Raw genomic sequence first — 15,200 nt, 5'->3', positions numbered from 1 at the left:
AGCGCACTCCGCGAAACCTGTCGAAAAAAAACCCGGGCAGCCTGCTGCCGGGCACCGGCATCCAACCTGCTACAGTCCGCCGATATGTAGCGTTTTGACCTCCAAATACTCTTCCAGTCCCAGCACCGAGCCCTCCCGGCCGAGCCCCGATTCCTTGACGCCGCCGAACGGCCCCAGTTCGGTGGAAACCGCGCATTCGTTGACGCCGACCATGCCGGCTTCCAGCGCGCCGGCCACCCGGAATACCCGCTGCAAGTTTTGCGTGTAAAAATAAGCGGCCAGACCGAAGGGCGTATTATTGGCCCGTTTAATGACCTCTTCCTCGCTGTCGAAACGAAAACAGGCCGCCAGCGGACCGAAGGTTTCCTCATGGGCCAGGGTCATATGCTCGTTGGCCTCGGCGATGACCGTCGGCTGAAAAAAATTACCGCCCAACGCATGGGGTTGTCCGCCAATCACCAGACGGCCCCCTTTCGACAGCGCATCCCGGACATGTCCCGTTACCTTTTCCAGGCCGTCCTGATTGATAAGCGGCCCGACCACCACCCCGTCGTCCATACCGTTGCCCACGGTCAACCGCCCCACCGCTTCGGCCAACCTGGCGACGAACGCCTCATAAACGCCTTTTTGTATATAAAATCGGTTGACGCTGACACAAACCTGGCCGGCGTTGCGGAATTTATTGGCGATGGCGCCGGCCACCGCGGCCGGGATATCGGCATCGTCGAACACGATAAAGGGCGCGTTGCCGCCCAGTTCCAGGGAAATCTTTTTCATGGTGTCGGCGGCGTGGCGCATCAGGGTCTTGCCTACCGCCGTCGAACCGGTAAAGGTGATTTTGCGCACCGCCGAACTGCTCATAATGGCATCGCTGATGGCCGCCGTATCCCCCGCCACGCCATTCACCACGCCGCCCGGAATACCGGCCTGGTGGGCCAGGGCCAAGAGCGCGAAGGCCGACAGGGGCGTTGCGTTGGCCGGTTTTATTAAAGCAGTGCAGCCAGCCGCCAGCGCCGGCCCCAGTTTGCGGGTCAGCATGGCCAGGGGGAAATTCCAGGGTGTAATGGCCGCCACCACGCCGATGGGCTCGCGGGTTGCCAGGATACGGGAACGGGGTTTGGCGGCGGGAATGATTTCGCCGTTGGCGCGCTTGGCCTGTTCGGCGAACCACTGGATGAAACTGGCGGCGTAGGCCACTTCGCCCGCCGACTCTTTCAGCGGCTTGCCTTGCTCGGCGGTCATCAGTTCCGCCAGATAATGCTGGTTATCCATGATAAGGGCGTACCAGCGGTACAGCAGCTCGGAGCGATCCTTGGCGGTTTTGTCGCGCCAGGCGGGGAAAGCGGCGCTCGCCGCGGCGATGGCGGCCTCGGCTTCGGTCTTGCCGCAGCGGGAGACGTTGGCGAGCAACCGACCGGTGGCCGGGTCATGCACGGCAAACGTTTCACGGGCATGACGCCATTGCCCGTCGACCAGATAACCGGTGTTGAACAGGACATTCTCTTGCAGCGTTGCTCGGCCCATATGCCACCTCCCACTTAAGTATATAGACTTTACATGCCTTAGGTCGCCTCTTTACGGGTTGCGCCCGCGCCCTTCGCCACGGCGTCGGCGATACGCCGGGGGACCCGCCCCTTTGCCGCCGCCATGCTACTTGAAATAAATAAAGTATACGCTATTCGCTAAGGGCGTGGCGGTAACGGCGCAGTGTATCGGCCAGCCGGCGCACCGGCTCGGTCACCGCCGCCGACGCATGGTATCCGGCCAGTTTTTGCTGATAGACATCCAGCTCTCCCATCAATTGATTGTAATACTCGCTGCGACGGGTTTCGTTGCGCGCGGTTAAAACACGATCGGCGGTGGCGCGGATCTGCCGGTGATAGGCTGAGAGATCCTCATTGACCGGAATATCAGTGACGCGCAGGCGCTGGTGGCTAATGATAAGCTGCAACGCCAGACGGTATTTATCAATATCGGCGGGAAACAGCGTCAGCAGTTGGAACAGTTGTTGATACAGCGCCGGCAGCAAATTGATCTGCCGCCGGGCCTTATTGGTGGAAAGGGATGAAACGGCGCCAAGCACGAATCGGTTTAGCAGCACGCGGCCGATACGTTCCTTGGAGCCGTCCCGCACCAACATGACAATCAGCATGGCCAGAACGCAGCCGAACAACTGGCCCAGGGCGCTATTGAGAAACGTGTTTACGCCGAACGACATGGGATTGGTCAATACCAGGATATTGATGGTGCCGGCCAAGGTGGCCATTGCGCCGACCCGGCGTTTTTGCACCTCAATACCAATGACAAACGCCAGCGCGCCCAGCGCCAGACAGAGTAGAAGCAGGCTTTGCTGACTGGCCGGCATCAAAAACATATAATACAGCGCGCCGACGGGCAACGCGGCGGACATGCCGATGACGAAATCCTTGCATACCAGCAACGGATTGGGGGTGCGCATCGCCAACGCCGTAACCACGGTTATCATAACCATACAGGCGCTGCCCGCCGACCAGCCGGTCCACAGCCAAAACAGGCCGCCCAGCGCCGTAGCGATGCCGGTGCGCAGGCCGTTTATCAGGGCGCGATGCCGCTCCGCCGACGGCGCGACGATAATGGCCTGATCCACCAGCACCTGTTCTTCCACTTGGCTTATCCGGGTGTTGTTTTTTATGCCCTTCGACAACAGCAGGAAGCGCGTGGCGGCGCCGACCCAGGTATACAGGGTTTGCGGCGTTTCCCTGGCCGGCGTGGTGGCGATGACCTGACGCAGTAATTTCATCCGTTTATGGATATCCGACACGCTTTCCAGTGAGTCGTCAAACAACATGCGAAGCGACGGCGGCACATAATCGAGATGATTCTGCAGCACCAGATAGGTTTCGCAAGACTGGGTGATAAGCGTCAAGGCCAGTGTGTGCAATGCCTTTAAACGCCGGTTGACCCGCGGCCAATGAGAAGACTCCATCACCAGATTGGCGCGCATGCCCTCAAGATTATTGATGGCTTTGACCATATTCCCCCATAACGCGTCGATTTCCTCTCTGGGGGCATTGAATAAACACAGTCGCAATAGTCGATATTGCTCGATCAATAATCGGTCCACCGCCCGATCGATATCCTTCTTGACCGAACGCGGCGAAAACAGCACGTCGGCCAGGATGGCGCAAACAATGCCCAGAACGATTTCGCTACACCGTTCAATGGCGTATTGCGGCGCGGCCTGCGGCTGCGATTGAATGCCGATGATGATAATCAGCGCGGTATAGCCGGCCAGTCCCAGGGCATAGGAATTTTGCACGCGCACCAGCGTGGAATACCATGTGCATACTCCGGCCCAAATACAGGCCAGCAGCAGCATCACCGCCGGCGCGCGAATGGTGAGGGTAATAATCGCCAATGCGGCGAAACAGCCAAGAAAGGTGCCGATGATCCGCAGTATTCCCCGGTATTTGATGGCGCCGGCAAAGGGCTCTCCCCCAGCGGCGAAAGCCGGACCGGCGGCGACGATGGCCGCCGTCAGCACTGACCAGCGTGGCGTGGCCAATTGAAAGTGGAAACCGAGAAATAACGCCAGCAAAATGGCGAAGGTCAGTTTCAGCGCGAAACGACAATGAATGAAAAAAGATTGCAACATAGCGGATACTTAACCGAATTCGCGCAGCCGGCGCATAAACTGAATGAATGGCGTCGACGCTTTTTGCCCCCGATCGCGGCTGCCGGTGATCACTACCGTGGCGGTGGTGCCGGCCGGGAATTGGTTTTCCGGCTGGCTATCAAGATGGATTTTCACCGGCACCCGTTGCGCCAGCCGCACCCATTCCAGGTTGGAATCCACCGACGCCAGCCCTTTGCTGCCCGCCGTGCTGCTGCTATTGGTCACCCCGGCGGCAATGCTGTCCACCGTACCGTAGATCACCCGATTACTCCCCAGGGGCGTAATCTCGGCCCGATAACCCGGCCGTATCCTTTCCAGCTTGGTTTCTTCCATATAGGCCAAGAGATAAAACGAATTGCGTTTTACCAGCGCCACCGAAACGTTGCCGCGGGTGATGAATTCGCCGGCATGCACGGTCAGATTGGTAATCCAGCCTTCCGCCGGCGCCCGGACCACGGTGCGATCCAAATCAAGTTTTGCCAGGTCCCGCTCGGCGATGGCCTTGGCTAACTGGTGGCTGACGGTAATGTAGTCATTGCTGGATTGATCGATTTCCTCCTGGGACATGGCGTTGGTGCCTAACCGCTGCCGCCGGGCGGCTTCGCGGCGTTTCTCGTCCGCCAGCGACTGATAGTACTCCACGTCGGCTTGCGCTTCGTCCAGCGCTTGCTGATAACGGGGTTGATCAATCACGAACAGAACTTGTCCCCGCCGGACCAATTGATTATCGCTAACCCGCACATCGCTAATAAGGCCGCTGACATCCGGCGCGATGGCCACCACGTCGGCGGTGAATTTGGCGTCGCGAGTCCAGGGGGACTCGGTATAAAAGGCCCAGGCCCGGAAAATGGCGATGACGGCGATCAGGACCAGCAGCAAGGTGATGGATATTTTAATTATTTTTGTAGCAATAGTTTTCACAACAACCTCAGACGAACAGAGCGGAAACAAGGTAATACATGCAGCAATACAACGCCGTATTAAACAGCGCCGGATGCCAGATATAGTCGTAAAAACCGGTAGGCTGAAGTAAACGGCGCAGCAGCGCAAACAACGCCATCGATACCGCCAGCACAAAAACCACCGGCGGGAAGGATAAGCCGAAGATCACCAAAACCGGGAGCAAACTCATGACCTTTTCCTTTACAATTTCCTTGATAGCGCGTCGGGGCCGGGACAGGTTTGACCGTCCACGACAACACTCCCCGTGATCCCGGACATTCATCATGTCATATCAGAAAGGCTAGTCGAAAAGCGGAAAATGTACCGATGGACGGACCAGGGGGCATAACAGGTTAGACAAACTGGCAATACCGCGGCCAAAATGTAACTGTTTATTAATCGCTAATAAAAGTTCTATTTATATAATGGGATGATGCGCGATCTCATGAACCGATGCATAATAATATCCCTGATAATCCACTGGTTTCAACTTAATGTGATCTAAATCACTTTTAACTCAGAGTGAATAATGGAACGGCTAAACCGTATGATGGTGTTCGCTCAAGTAGTGGAAGGGGGATCTTTCACATCGGCGGCCAGACAATTGCAAACGAGCGTTTCCTCCGTCAGCCAGACCGTGGCGAAGCTGGAAGCCGAACTGCAGATCAAACTGCTCAATCGCAGTACCCGCAGCATCGGCTTGACCGAGGCGGGGAAAATCTATTACCAGGGCTGCCGGAAAATGCTGGCGGAGTTCACCGCGGTCCATGAACAGCTTTACGCCTTCAACAACACGCCCATCGGGACTTTGCGCATCGGCAGTTCCTCCACCATGGCCCAAAACGTACTGGCGATCATCACCGCCGATATGCTGAAAGAGTATCCCGGGCTGTCGGTCAATTTGATCACCGGCATCCCGGCGCCGGATGTGATAGCCTACGGGCTGGATCTGGTGGTGCGGGTCGGCGCCCTGAGCGATTCCAGTCTGTTTTCCAAGCGGCTGGGCGCCATGCCCATGGTGGTTTGCGCCGCCAAAAGCTATCTGGCGGCCCACGGCACGCCGGAGAAACCCGGCGACATCGCCAATTATTCCTGGCTGCAATACGATGTCCGCCCGGACAGCGAATTCGAACTGATCGCGCCGGAAGGCATTGCCCTGCGTTTCTCCCCCCAGGGACGTTTCGCCACCAACGACTCGCAGACGCTCATCCGCTGGCTGACCGCCGGCGCCGGTGTCGCCTATGTTCCGCTGATGTGGGTACTGGAGGAAATTAAACGGGGCGAGGTGGAAATTCTGTTCAACCAGTATTTGTCCGATCCGCGCCCGGTCTATGCTTTATATACCCAAAAGAACAATTTGCCGCTTAAGGTACAGGTGTGCATTAACGCTCTTCAGGATTACTTCAAAAACGTCACCGCCATTTACCAGGCCTTCCGGCGGGATAACACCGCCTGAAATCAGGCGGTGCCGCCGACGGTGATGTTGTCCAGCTTTAAGGTCGGCTGGCCAACCCCCACCGGCACGCTCTGACCCTCTTTACCGCACACGCCGACCCCTTTATCCAGCGCCAGGTCATTGCCCACCATGGAGATCTGCTGCATCGCCTCCATACCGGAGCCGATCAGGGTCGCGCCTTTTACCGGACTGGCGATGCGGCCTTTTTCGATAAGATAGGCTTCCGACGTGGAAAACACGAATTTGCCCGAGGTGATATCTACCTGGCCGCCGCCGAAATTGGGGGCATACAGACCGTATTCGACGCTTTCGATGATTTCGTCCGGCGTGGATCGGCCCGCCAGCATATAGGTATTGGTCATTCTGGGCATCGGCAAATGGGCATAGGACTCGCGCCGACCGTTGCCGGTGGGCGGCACGCCCATCAGGCGGGCATTGAGCTTATCCTGCATATAGCCTTTAAGCACGCCGTTTTCAATCAGCAGATTATATTGTCCCGGCACGCCTTCGTCATCCACCGCCAGCGACCCCCGCCGTCCGGACAGCGTGCCGTCGTCCACCACAGTACATAGGGGCGAGGCCACGAGCTTGCCCATCTGCCCGCTGAACACCGATGTTCCCCGTCGGTTGAAATCCCCTTCCAGACCGTGGCCCACGGCTTCATGCAGCAGCACGCCGGGCCAGCCCGCGCCCAGTACCACCGGCATGGCTCCGGCGGGCGCCGCGACGGCCGACAAATTCACCAGCGCGATGCGCACCGCTTCCCTCGCCCAGTTCTCGGCCCGTATTTCACCGTTCTCGTCGGCCAGGAAATACTCATAGCCAAATCGGCCGCCGCCGCCGCTGGAACCCCGTTCGCGCTTACCGTCCTGCTCTACCTGCACGCTGATGGACAACCGCACCAACGGACGGATGTCCGCCGCCAGGGTACCGTCGCTGGCGGCGACCAAAACCTGCTCGTAAACACCGGACAAGCTGGCATTGACCTCCCGGACCCGGGGATCGGCGCCGCGCGCCGCTTGATCAACCCGATGCAAGAGCGCGATTTTCTCTTCCCGCGGCAGGCTGCCCAGGGGATCGAGCACCGGATACAGTTGACGATAAGGCACTTCGCCCAACGTGCGCACCCGGCCGTCGCCGTGCTCGTTGACAATGCTGCGCGCGGCATTAACGCTTAGGGTCAAGGCATTCAGGGTAAGCTGATCGGCATAGGCGAAACCGGTTTTTTCGCCGCTGACGGCGCGCACCCCCACGCCCTGGTCGATGTTATAAGAGCCGTCTTTGATGATACCGTCTTCAATTACCCAGGCTTCATGGTAACTGGCCTGAAAATACAAATCGGCATAGTCCAGACGGCGCTCGGTCATCTGTTCCAATAGGTTAAACAGATCGTTGTGGCTCAGGTTGTTGGCTGAAAGCAGATGTTCACTGACTAATGTCAGACTCATAGTTTTACACACTTATATTGGGTGAAATGGCCAGCAGCGGCTGGACGACGCGCCGCGACCGTTATCAGGGAGTCTCGTCGCACGTCAAGTGGCTTCTTTGATGCAACTTGAACGACCTCGTAGTCTATAGACTGCGGCAATTCGCCGCCGGCGTCAAATAACCGTCATTATTTACCCTTGCTTGACGACGGCTGACGCGGCTGACGCAGGACTTCCTGAATTTTGGGCTGATCCAGGCTGCCGCTGATATGGTAGCGAATGACCGATATCTTGTTCCATAAAGGCGCCAGCACCTTGCTGGCGGCAAACACCGCGGCGCCGACCACAGGATTGATGGCAAAGGCGGTGGCGACCCCGACGGTAGCGGAAATTTCCGGGGCGATGACCGCTTCCATATCGATTTTCTGGGCGTTCAGGTCCACCTGGCCTGACATGGCGATATCCGCCTCAAGGCCGTCCACCAGCAAATCACTGGTGTGCAGTACGCCGGACTTCAGCCAGGCGGTACCTTTAATGGAATCGAAATAGAACCCTTTGCCGAATGTGTCGCTGAAATCAAATTGCAGTTTGCGCAGCAGCGCGTCAAAGCTCACCAGCCGCAATAGTCGGCCGGCCCGGCCGCTGCTGATGTTGTCGATTTTGCCTTTGCCCAGATTGGCGTGCAGCACCCCGTTTAGCGTGGGAATGTCCACATCCCAGGGAGCGGACTGCCAATGCAGGTCATAATCCACTTTGAAAGGCGCGTTGCGCAACGGCGTATCAATGCCGACATAATCGTTGGCCGCGCCGATATCTTTGCCGCTGAGCTGGCCTTTTACACCGGTCTGGTTTTGCGAACCGCGTCGCGTCCAGGTGCCGGTCAGCGTCAGCAAGGATTTGCCGGTATCCACCGTACCGTGATCCAATGACAGACTGTCCTGGTGCGGCGTGAAATCCCCTTCCACCCGGCCCAGGTTTTGGCCCAGCAGCCAGCATTCCCGGCAGCGCAGTTGTAATGCCGGCCAGTCGGCGAAAGGCTGGGCGGTATCGCCGCCAAATAACGAATCCCGACTATCGCCGCCGGAGGTATGACTGTTTTTCGGCCACAGCGGGTTGTAATAAAGATAATCCAGGTCGGCCCGCCACGGGCCTTGATCCATCATGGACAGCGTCCCCCTGACTTCCCGTCCCTGAAGAGCGACGGCGCTGCCGCCGGCGATATCGCGGCGAGTCAGCGACAACTCGTGCCACTGCTGGCCGCCCAGGGTCAATAACGGTGTTTTCAGCGTTAACGCCTCGGGAAAACGGAACCGGCTGACCACCGCCTTGCCCGCGGTGCGTGATTGCGGCGTCATCAACGCCAGCCACTGTTCCCCGTCCAGCGGCGGCAGATCCAACGTCAGGCTTTTATCGGCCGGCAACGGCGGAATTTTGCCGCCGCCGTGACTCCAGGCGCCCCGCGCCAACGTAATCTGTCGGCCCATCAGCCATTGGGAATTGAATTGATTACCGGCGGCGCTGCCGCTGAGCGTAAAACCGGCCAAATCGCCGGCGACATTGACCGTCAGGGGAAAGGCCTTGCCGCCTTGCTTATCCAGCGGCGCAGGCAAGTGGCTGCTTACTTCCCGAAGATCGCCGGTCAAATCGATTTTATAGGACGTCTTGCCCTTGGCCGGAACGGTCACGGCAATCGCGCTTTGCCAGGCCGCCTGCCCGTTAAGGGGCTTCACAAAGGGCGCGGGGATACCGGGCAGCCGGTCGACGGCCCAGTTGCCTTGCATACCGACATTAATGTCGAAAGCTTGCGGCTGTTCGGCGGTACTGAACGCGATGTTCACCGGTTGTCCCAACCATTGGGCCTTCAGCCCGTCGCTGTCCAAATCCCCGTTACGATAGCGAAACTGCCCGTTCAAGTCTTTTAACGCCGTGCCCAACGGTTTGATAAAAAGACTGTTGTTATGCAGATTGACCCGACCGGAGGCCACTGTTGGCTGCCCATCCAAGGGGATATCGAGATGTAAGTCCCCACTGACATTACCGCCTACCTGCAATTCCTGCAAAGCGGCGCCCAAGGAGTTTTGCAACGGCGTCTGGTTGAAATAGTCGCCGATAGCCTTGCCGGTGCCGTTGATGTCCCCGTCAATCAACAGCAATTCCTTGGAATAATCGGGGATGGCGGCCACGATATCGCGACCCGTCGCCTCGCCCAACTGTGTTTGCGGCGCTCGCATAAACAGACCGTCGTTCACGAAATCCAGGTCGATATCCAGAGGGGTCAGATGCGGCCAGCCCGGTTCGAATTCGTAATCGGCCTGGCGCAGGGGTACCCACACCTCGAACTGGCCGTCATTGTGCCGAAAGGGGAATTGTTTCGGATTGCCGGCGAACACCAATGTGGCATTATCCACCCGACCGCCTTTCAGCGCGCCGGTCAGATACTTGACCAGATGCGGCCCCATCAGTGGTTCGGGGAAGTAGCGCCAGGCCTGGGCGGCATCATACAGGCGTATGCCGGAGAGAATATCCAGCCAGGGCTCGCCCCCGGCCGGCTGGTGGAAATAGAAATCGCCGGTCAGCCACAGGGCGTCGGCGCGCACATCGAGATTCTCCCCCCATAACGCCAGCCCCTGGGCATCATCGCGCCAATGGAGACTGGCTCTGGCCTGCCGCACGCTAAGCGGCGCATGGAACATACCCTGGTAAGGCAGGGTGCTGTTATCCAGCGCCAGGGTTAGCCGGCCGTTTTCCAGCGTACCGGACGCCGAGCCGGTGACATGATCGGCGCCGGGCAGTAGCTGCCACTGCCGCCAGCTGATATCGCGCCAATTGGCCTGGAATCGGGTCTTTTCCGGATGCCTGAGGGGGATATCCATGGCAAGGGTCGTCAAATCGCCCTTCGGCTGCAAATCCCGCCAGCGATCGCGCAGGTTGGGCGTCACGAACGAGGCCAGCGAGAGAAACGGCGCGAAGCGCTCCAGACGCAGCTGTCGGGCGCGGATGTGAATTTCGCTGGCTTGATCCGGGGAAAACAGATGGTTTTTCTCCGGTTGCCAATAAAGCGATAAAGCCCCCGGCAGCCAGGCGTCGCCGTCGGTGGCGATATCCAGCTTCGGGATATCCAGTTGCCAACCCTCGTTGCGCCGGCTCAGGTGCATAAACAAATTCGTCACATCCAGCCGGTGAGGCTTATCGCCATCCGCCCACTCAGCCAGGCCCCGCGATAGCATCATGTCGCCGCCGGCGATATTGCCCTTTTTTAGATGAATCCAGGCGGCCAGGCTGAAATCAGTGTTTTTCAAGCCGGTCTGGTCGCGCAGCCACTGACTGAACCACGGCTTCAGATCGATATCGTCCGCCCGTAGGTAGACCGTGCCGTTATCGAGCAAGCCGCTTTCATCGTTCAAATCCATACGCAACTGGATGGCGCCTTGCGGCGACACCCTGTTCGACAGGCTGATTTCACCTTCGGCCCGGTGGCGCTGGCGGGTATTGAGCCAGGTCAGGGACGGCACCGACAGCGTGCTGCGCTCGCCGGAGGGCGTCAAAAACGACACTTCGCTGTCGCGCAAAATGAAATGATCGAATTGCCGGAACAGCAGATCGGACAGTTCGTCGGATTTAATGGGGCTGCCCTGGCGATCCCGGCCAAGCAGCGTGGCATTGAGATCGAGATGTAAATGATAGAAGGTGACATCCCGGAATTGCCAGCGCCAATGCAAAAGGGATTGCCAAACGTTCAGCGCCACCGTAACCCGCCGGATAGCCAGCGTTTCCTGGTCAGTCTCCGATGTGAGATTGCGAATCTCCAACGTCGGGCCGAAAGACTGCCAACTGCCGTGCATTTCGCCGGCGGTGACGTTTAAACCGTAGGCGGAATTGATTTGCCGAAGAATCTGCGGCCGGAACGAATCCAGATAAGGGAGGGCCAAACGCAGCGCGCTCACCGCCAACGCCACCAGGACAATGAGGGTTGCACTTAGGGCCAGCAATATCCCCGGCAGTCGCTTCAAGCCTTTCTCCTTGCATCCCGTCGCCCTTCGCTTAGGCGAAGGGCCCCATTTCTGTTCCCGGCCGCGGCGTCGGCAAAGATGGCGCCCGGCCTACATCATGACTACATCAAACTGTTCCTGACTGTAAAGCGGTTCAATCTGAACTTTGACCTGTTTACCGACGAAAATCTCCACCTCCGCCAGCGCATGGGACTCGTCGCTTTTCAATGCCTCGCCCACCGTCGGCGAAGCATAGACCAGAAAGCGATCGGAATCATAGGCATGATGCACCCGCACAATCTCCCGCATAATTTCGTAGCATACGGTTTCGATGGTTTTCACCGTACCGCGGCCATGACAGGTAGGACACTCGCTGCAAAGGATATGTTCAATACTTTCACGGGTCCGCTTGCGGGTCATTTCCACCAGGCCGAGCTGGGAAAAGCCGTTAATGCCCGTTTTAACCCTATCCTTGCTCAACGCCTGCTCCAGGGAATGCAGTACCCGCCGTCGATGCTCCTCGTTGTTCATATCAATAAAGTCGATAATGATAATGCCGCCCAGATTACGCAGCCGGAGCTGGCGGGCAATGGCCTGGGTCGCCTCAATATTGGTATTGAAGATGGTTTCGTCGAGATTGCGATGCCCGACGAAAGCGCCGGTGTTGATATCGATGGTGGTCATGGCCTCGGTCTGATCGATAATCAGATAGCCGCCGGACTTGAGTTCGACTTTACGTTCCAGGGAGCGCTGTATTTCGTTTTCGACATCATACAGATCGAATATGGGTTGTTTGCCGTTGTAATGCTCCAGCTTGTGGGTCATTTCCGGTATATATTCGCCGGTGAAATCCACCAGCAAATCGTAGGTAAGGCGTGAATCCACCCGGATACGATCGAGCGCGGCGCCGGCGAAATCGCGCAGGACCCGTTGCGCCAGCGCCAGTTCCCCGTATAGCATGTAGCGGGTCTGGCCGCGCCGTTTGCGCTCGGTGACTTTGCTCCATAAGCGTTTGAGAAACGCCGCGTCCTGGGACAGTTCCTCCTCGCCGACCCCTTCGGCGGCGGTGCGGATAATAAACCCCCCCTGATCATCGCAGTAATCGGCCACCACGCGTTTGAGCCGTTCGCGCTCTTCTTCGCTGTCGATACGTTGAGATACGCCGACATGGGCCGCGCCCGGCATAAACACCAGGTAGCGGGACGGCAGCGTAATATCGGTGGTCAGGCGGGCGCCTTTGGTGCCCAGCGGATCTTTGACCACCTGCACCATAATGTCCTGTCCCTGCCTGACCAGTTCGGCAATATCGCGCACATGAAAATTTTTCTGTTCTTCGCCGGCCACGCATTCGGTATGCGGCATGATGTCGGAGGCGTGCAAAAACGCCGCCTTATCCAGGCCGATATCCACAAACGCCGCCTGCATCCCCGGCAATACCCGGCTGACCCGGCCTTTATAGATATTACCGACGATACCTCGCCGCGCTTCCCGCTCAATGTGAATTTCCTGTAGGATGCCGCCGTCGATATAAGCGACACGGGTTTCGGAAGGCGTGATATTAATCAGTAATTCTGCAGCCATGTTGTCACCGTACCTAGGTTAACGCCGTGAATTGGCAGAGTAATTCCGAGGTTTCCACCAGCGGCAATCCCACCACGGCGTGATAACTGCCGTTAATCGACCTGACGAAAGCCCCGCCAAGGCCCTGAATTCCGTAAGCGCCCGCTTTGTCCATCGGCTCGCCGGACGCGATATAGCGATCGATATCCTCATTGGACAATGACCGGAAAACCACCTCGGTATCAACCCGTTGAACCCGTTGCCGCGCTTTATCCGCCACAGCGATGGCGGTCATGACCCGATGGCCCCGGCCGGACAGCAAACGCAGCATACGGGCGGCATCGGCGCCGTCGCGGGGTTTTTCCAGGATTTCGTCATCCAGCACCACGATGGTATCCGCCCCCAGCACCGGCCTTGCCTCGGGGGCGATGGCCACCCCGGCCCGCGCTTTCTCCAGCGCCAGCCGTTGCACGTAATCCGCCGCGGCCTCGTCGGGCATGCGTTGTTCGGCCACCGGCGCATGCAGAACATCGAAAGACACTCCCAGCAAGCTTAGCAACGCGGTACGTCGCGGCGAGCCGGAAGCCAGATAAATTGCCTTCATCCGTCCCTCACTGTACCAAAAACTGGCGGCGGATTTTGCGCATCAGCAAAAACAACCACGGCCACAATACCCCATCCACCACGCTACTCCAGAATATTTCCGGCCTGAACGAAATATTTATCACCAGGAATTCCGCCCAGAACACGATCACATGCATCGCGAGCGACAGCAAAACCACCACCAGTGATTGCTGCCATAACGCCATATTTCTGAATAGCTGAAACTTGAACGCCACCAGATAGGCCAAGATGCTCAGCGCCAGCGCCCTGACGCCCAAGATGGACCCCAGCACCAGATCCAAGATGAGCCCGAGCAAAAAACCCGTACCGACATTGACCCGATGCGGAATGGCCATCACCCAGTAAATCAGCACCAGGCTGAGCCACGACGGCCGGAAAAGGTAAAGCTGATCCGGCCAGGGCATGATTTGCAAAATGATCGCGACCAGGAACGACAACCAAATGACCCATGTGCCATTACGGTTATACCGGTTCATGGGTTGGCCCCGGATGGCGGGCTGGCCGAAGACGGGGCGGAGCCGTCCGGCGACGGCGGCGCGGCGGGCGCCGTCGGTCCCATGATTTCCTGAGTCGGCAATACTTGCGGCATCATCTGCATGAGCCGCTCATTCGCCACCCGATGGACCTCGGCCGGTGGCAGGGGCACCTCGCCGCGCGGATCGGCGCCCCAAAGCAGCAGTAAATAGCGCAGACGGCGCAATTGGGCCGTGGGACGCGCCTGGATCACGGTATAGGCCCGTTGCGTATCGACTTTCACCGACGACACCACCGCTACCGGATAACCCTCCGGGAAACGGCCGCCAAGTCCGGAAGTCACCAGCACGTCGCCGACGCGAATATCGGTATTGGCGGGCAGATGCTCCAGTTGCAAATCCTCGCTACAGCCATTGCCGGCCACGATGACCCGGATATCGTTGCGCAGGACCTGGATCGGCAACGCGTGCGAGGCATCGCAAATCAGCAGCACCCGGCTGGTGAATTTGCCGGCGGCCACCACCTGCCCGACTACGCCCTTATCGCTGATAACCGGCTGCCCCACATAGACGCCATTATCCAATCCTTTATCAATGACCACTTGATCGCTGTATGGATCGGTGCTGGTGGATAAGACCTGCGCCACCATTTTTTGTTCGTCCTGGCGCAACGGCGACCCCAGCAATTCCCGCAGGCGGGCGTTTTCCTGGCGATACTGTCCGAGCAACAGCAATTCGCTGTTTTTTTGCAGCAGATCCTGGCGCAGCGCATGGTTTTCCAGTTCCAACTGGTCCCGCGAGGCTAAAGTCTGGGAGAGATTATCCAGCATTTTACGCGGGCCGTTGGCCAGAAAATAAAAAGGACTTACGGCGGTGTCCATATAGGTGCGGATCTGGACGAACGTCCCAAGCCGGCTATCGGCGAATATCACCGCGCCGGCAACCAGCACGGCCAGGAACAAACGGAGTTGCAGAGAAGGGCCCCTGCTGAAAATCGGCTTCATAAGCTTTGCAAGTTCCTCAACAAAAAAGGGGGGCGCCGGCCAGGATGAAAAATATCAGCGTTCACCCGGG

11 protein-coding genes are annotated in these 15,200 nt (G+C 58.3%); 1 reads left to right on the top strand and 10 read right to left on the bottom strand.

Annotated features, from left to right (window positions below; genetic code table 11):
• Window positions 1–69 precede the first annotated feature (69 nt).
• The 4 genes from FCN80_RS07965 to aaeX form a co-directional block, all read right to left on the bottom strand.
• A complete protein-coding gene (locus tag FCN80_RS07965) occupies window positions 70–1,524 on the bottom strand; it encodes an NAD-dependent succinate-semialdehyde dehydrogenase (protein ID WP_136989632.1) in 1,455 nt (484 codons plus the stop codon).
• Window positions 1,525–1,675: 151 nt separating this feature from the next.
• Window positions 1,676–3,634, bottom strand: coding sequence for a p-hydroxybenzoic acid efflux pump subunit AaeB (gene aaeB, locus FCN80_RS07960; protein WP_136989631.1), 1,959 nt, complete (start codon window positions 3,632–3,634; stop codon window positions 1,676–1,678).
• 9 nt (window positions 3,635–3,643) lie between these two features.
• Window positions 3,644–4,576, bottom strand: coding sequence for a p-hydroxybenzoic acid efflux pump subunit AaeA (gene aaeA, locus FCN80_RS07955; RefSeq protein ID WP_136989630.1), 933 nt, complete (start codon window positions 4,574–4,576; stop codon window positions 3,644–3,646).
• A 7-nt stretch (window positions 4,577–4,583) separates the two neighbouring features.
• A complete protein-coding gene (aaeX, locus tag FCN80_RS07950) occupies window positions 4,584–4,787 on the bottom strand; it encodes a p-hydroxybenzoic acid efflux pump operon protein AaeX (protein WP_136989629.1) in 204 nt (67 codons plus the stop codon).
• 339 nt (window positions 4,788–5,126) lie between these two features.
• Between aaeX and aaeR the strand changes: the two genes are divergently transcribed.
• Window positions 5,127–6,053, top strand: a complete 927-nt coding sequence (gene aaeR, locus FCN80_RS07945) for an HTH-type transcriptional activator AaeR (protein WP_136989628.1) — start codon at window positions 5,127–5,129, stop codon at window positions 6,051–6,053.
• Between the two features lie 2 nt (window positions 6,054–6,055).
• Here the strand turns inward: aaeR and tldD are convergent, their stop codons facing one another.
• From tldD to mreC, 6 genes are all read right to left on the bottom strand, one after another.
• On the bottom strand, window positions 6,056–7,501 hold the full coding sequence (gene tldD / locus FCN80_RS07940; protein ID WP_136989627.1) for a metalloprotease TldD: 1,446 nt from the start codon (window positions 7,499–7,501) through the stop codon (window positions 6,056–6,058).
• 167 nt (window positions 7,502–7,668) lie between these two features.
• Window positions 7,669–11,490 carry an AsmA2 domain-containing protein YhdP gene (yhdP, locus tag FCN80_RS07935; protein ID WP_136989626.1) on the bottom strand — a complete coding sequence of 1,274 codons (3,822 nt, stop codon included), beginning with the start codon at window positions 11,488–11,490 and terminating at the stop codon, window positions 7,669–7,671.
• Between the two features lie 90 nt (window positions 11,491–11,580).
• Window positions 11,581–13,050 (bottom strand): ribonuclease G, encoded by a 1,470-nt coding sequence (gene rng, locus FCN80_RS07930; protein ID WP_136989625.1) that lies wholly within the window; start codon window positions 13,048–13,050, stop codon window positions 11,581–11,583.
• A 13-nt stretch (window positions 13,051–13,063) separates the two neighbouring features.
• The gene (locus FCN80_RS07925) at window positions 13,064–13,633 is read right to left on the bottom strand and encodes a Maf family protein (RefSeq protein WP_136989624.1); all 570 of its coding nucleotides are present in this window, start codon (window positions 13,631–13,633) and stop codon (window positions 13,064–13,066) included.
• A 7-nt stretch (window positions 13,634–13,640) separates the two neighbouring features.
• Window positions 13,641–14,129 carry a rod shape-determining protein MreD gene (gene mreD / locus FCN80_RS07920; protein WP_136989623.1) on the bottom strand — a complete coding sequence of 163 codons (489 nt, stop codon included), beginning with the start codon at window positions 14,127–14,129 and terminating at the stop codon, window positions 13,641–13,643.
• Entirely contained in the window at window positions 14,126–15,130 is a 1,005-nt protein-coding gene (gene mreC, locus FCN80_RS07915; RefSeq protein WP_136989622.1) for a rod shape-determining protein MreC, read from the bottom strand. Before mreC ends, mreD begins: the two co-directional genes overlap by 4 nt.
• Window positions 15,131–15,200 lie beyond the last annotated feature (70 nt).

It is taken from the genome of Martelella alba (genome assembly GCF_005217455.1).
In the GTDB taxonomy this organism is placed as follows: Bacteria; Pseudomonadota; Gammaproteobacteria; order Enterobacterales; family Enterobacteriaceae; genus Acerihabitans.
Note: the sequence above shows the minus strand (reverse complement) of the source record. Positions and strands in the feature narration are given on the sequence as shown.

What these genes read in the sequence shown, in the direction of transcription:
- FCN80_RS07925 (WP_136989624.1), bottom strand. Translation starts at nt 13,633, where the DNA reads ATGAAGGCAATTTATCTGGCTTCCGGCTCGCCGCGACGTACCGCGTTG.
- FCN80_RS07965 (WP_136989632.1), bottom strand. Translation starts at nt 1,524, where the DNA reads ATGGGCCGAGCAACGCTGCAAGAGAATGTCCTGTTCAACACCGGTTAT.
- aaeB (WP_136989631.1), bottom strand. Translation starts at nt 3,634, where the DNA reads ATGTTGCAATCTTTTTTCATTCATTGTCGTTTCGCGCTGAAACTGACC.
- aaeX (WP_136989629.1), bottom strand. Translation starts at nt 4,787, where the DNA reads ATGAGTTTGCTCCCGGTTTTGGTGATCTTCGGCTTATCCTTCCCGCCG.
- rng (WP_136989625.1), bottom strand. Translation starts at nt 13,050, where the DNA reads ATGGCTGCAGAATTACTGATTAATATCACGCCTTCCGAAACCCGTGTC.
- aaeR (WP_136989628.1), top strand. Translation starts at nt 5,127, where the DNA reads ATGGAACGGCTAAACCGTATGATGGTGTTCGCTCAAGTAGTGGAAGGG.
- mreC (WP_136989622.1), bottom strand. Translation starts at nt 15,130, where the DNA reads ATGAAGCCGATTTTCAGCAGGGGCCCTTCTCTGCAACTCCGTTTGTTC.
- mreD (WP_136989623.1), bottom strand. Translation starts at nt 14,129, where the DNA reads ATGAACCGGTATAACCGTAATGGCACATGGGTCATTTGGTTGTCGTTC.
- tldD (WP_136989627.1), bottom strand. Translation starts at nt 7,501, where the DNA reads ATGAGTCTGACATTAGTCAGTGAACATCTGCTTTCAGCCAACAACCTG.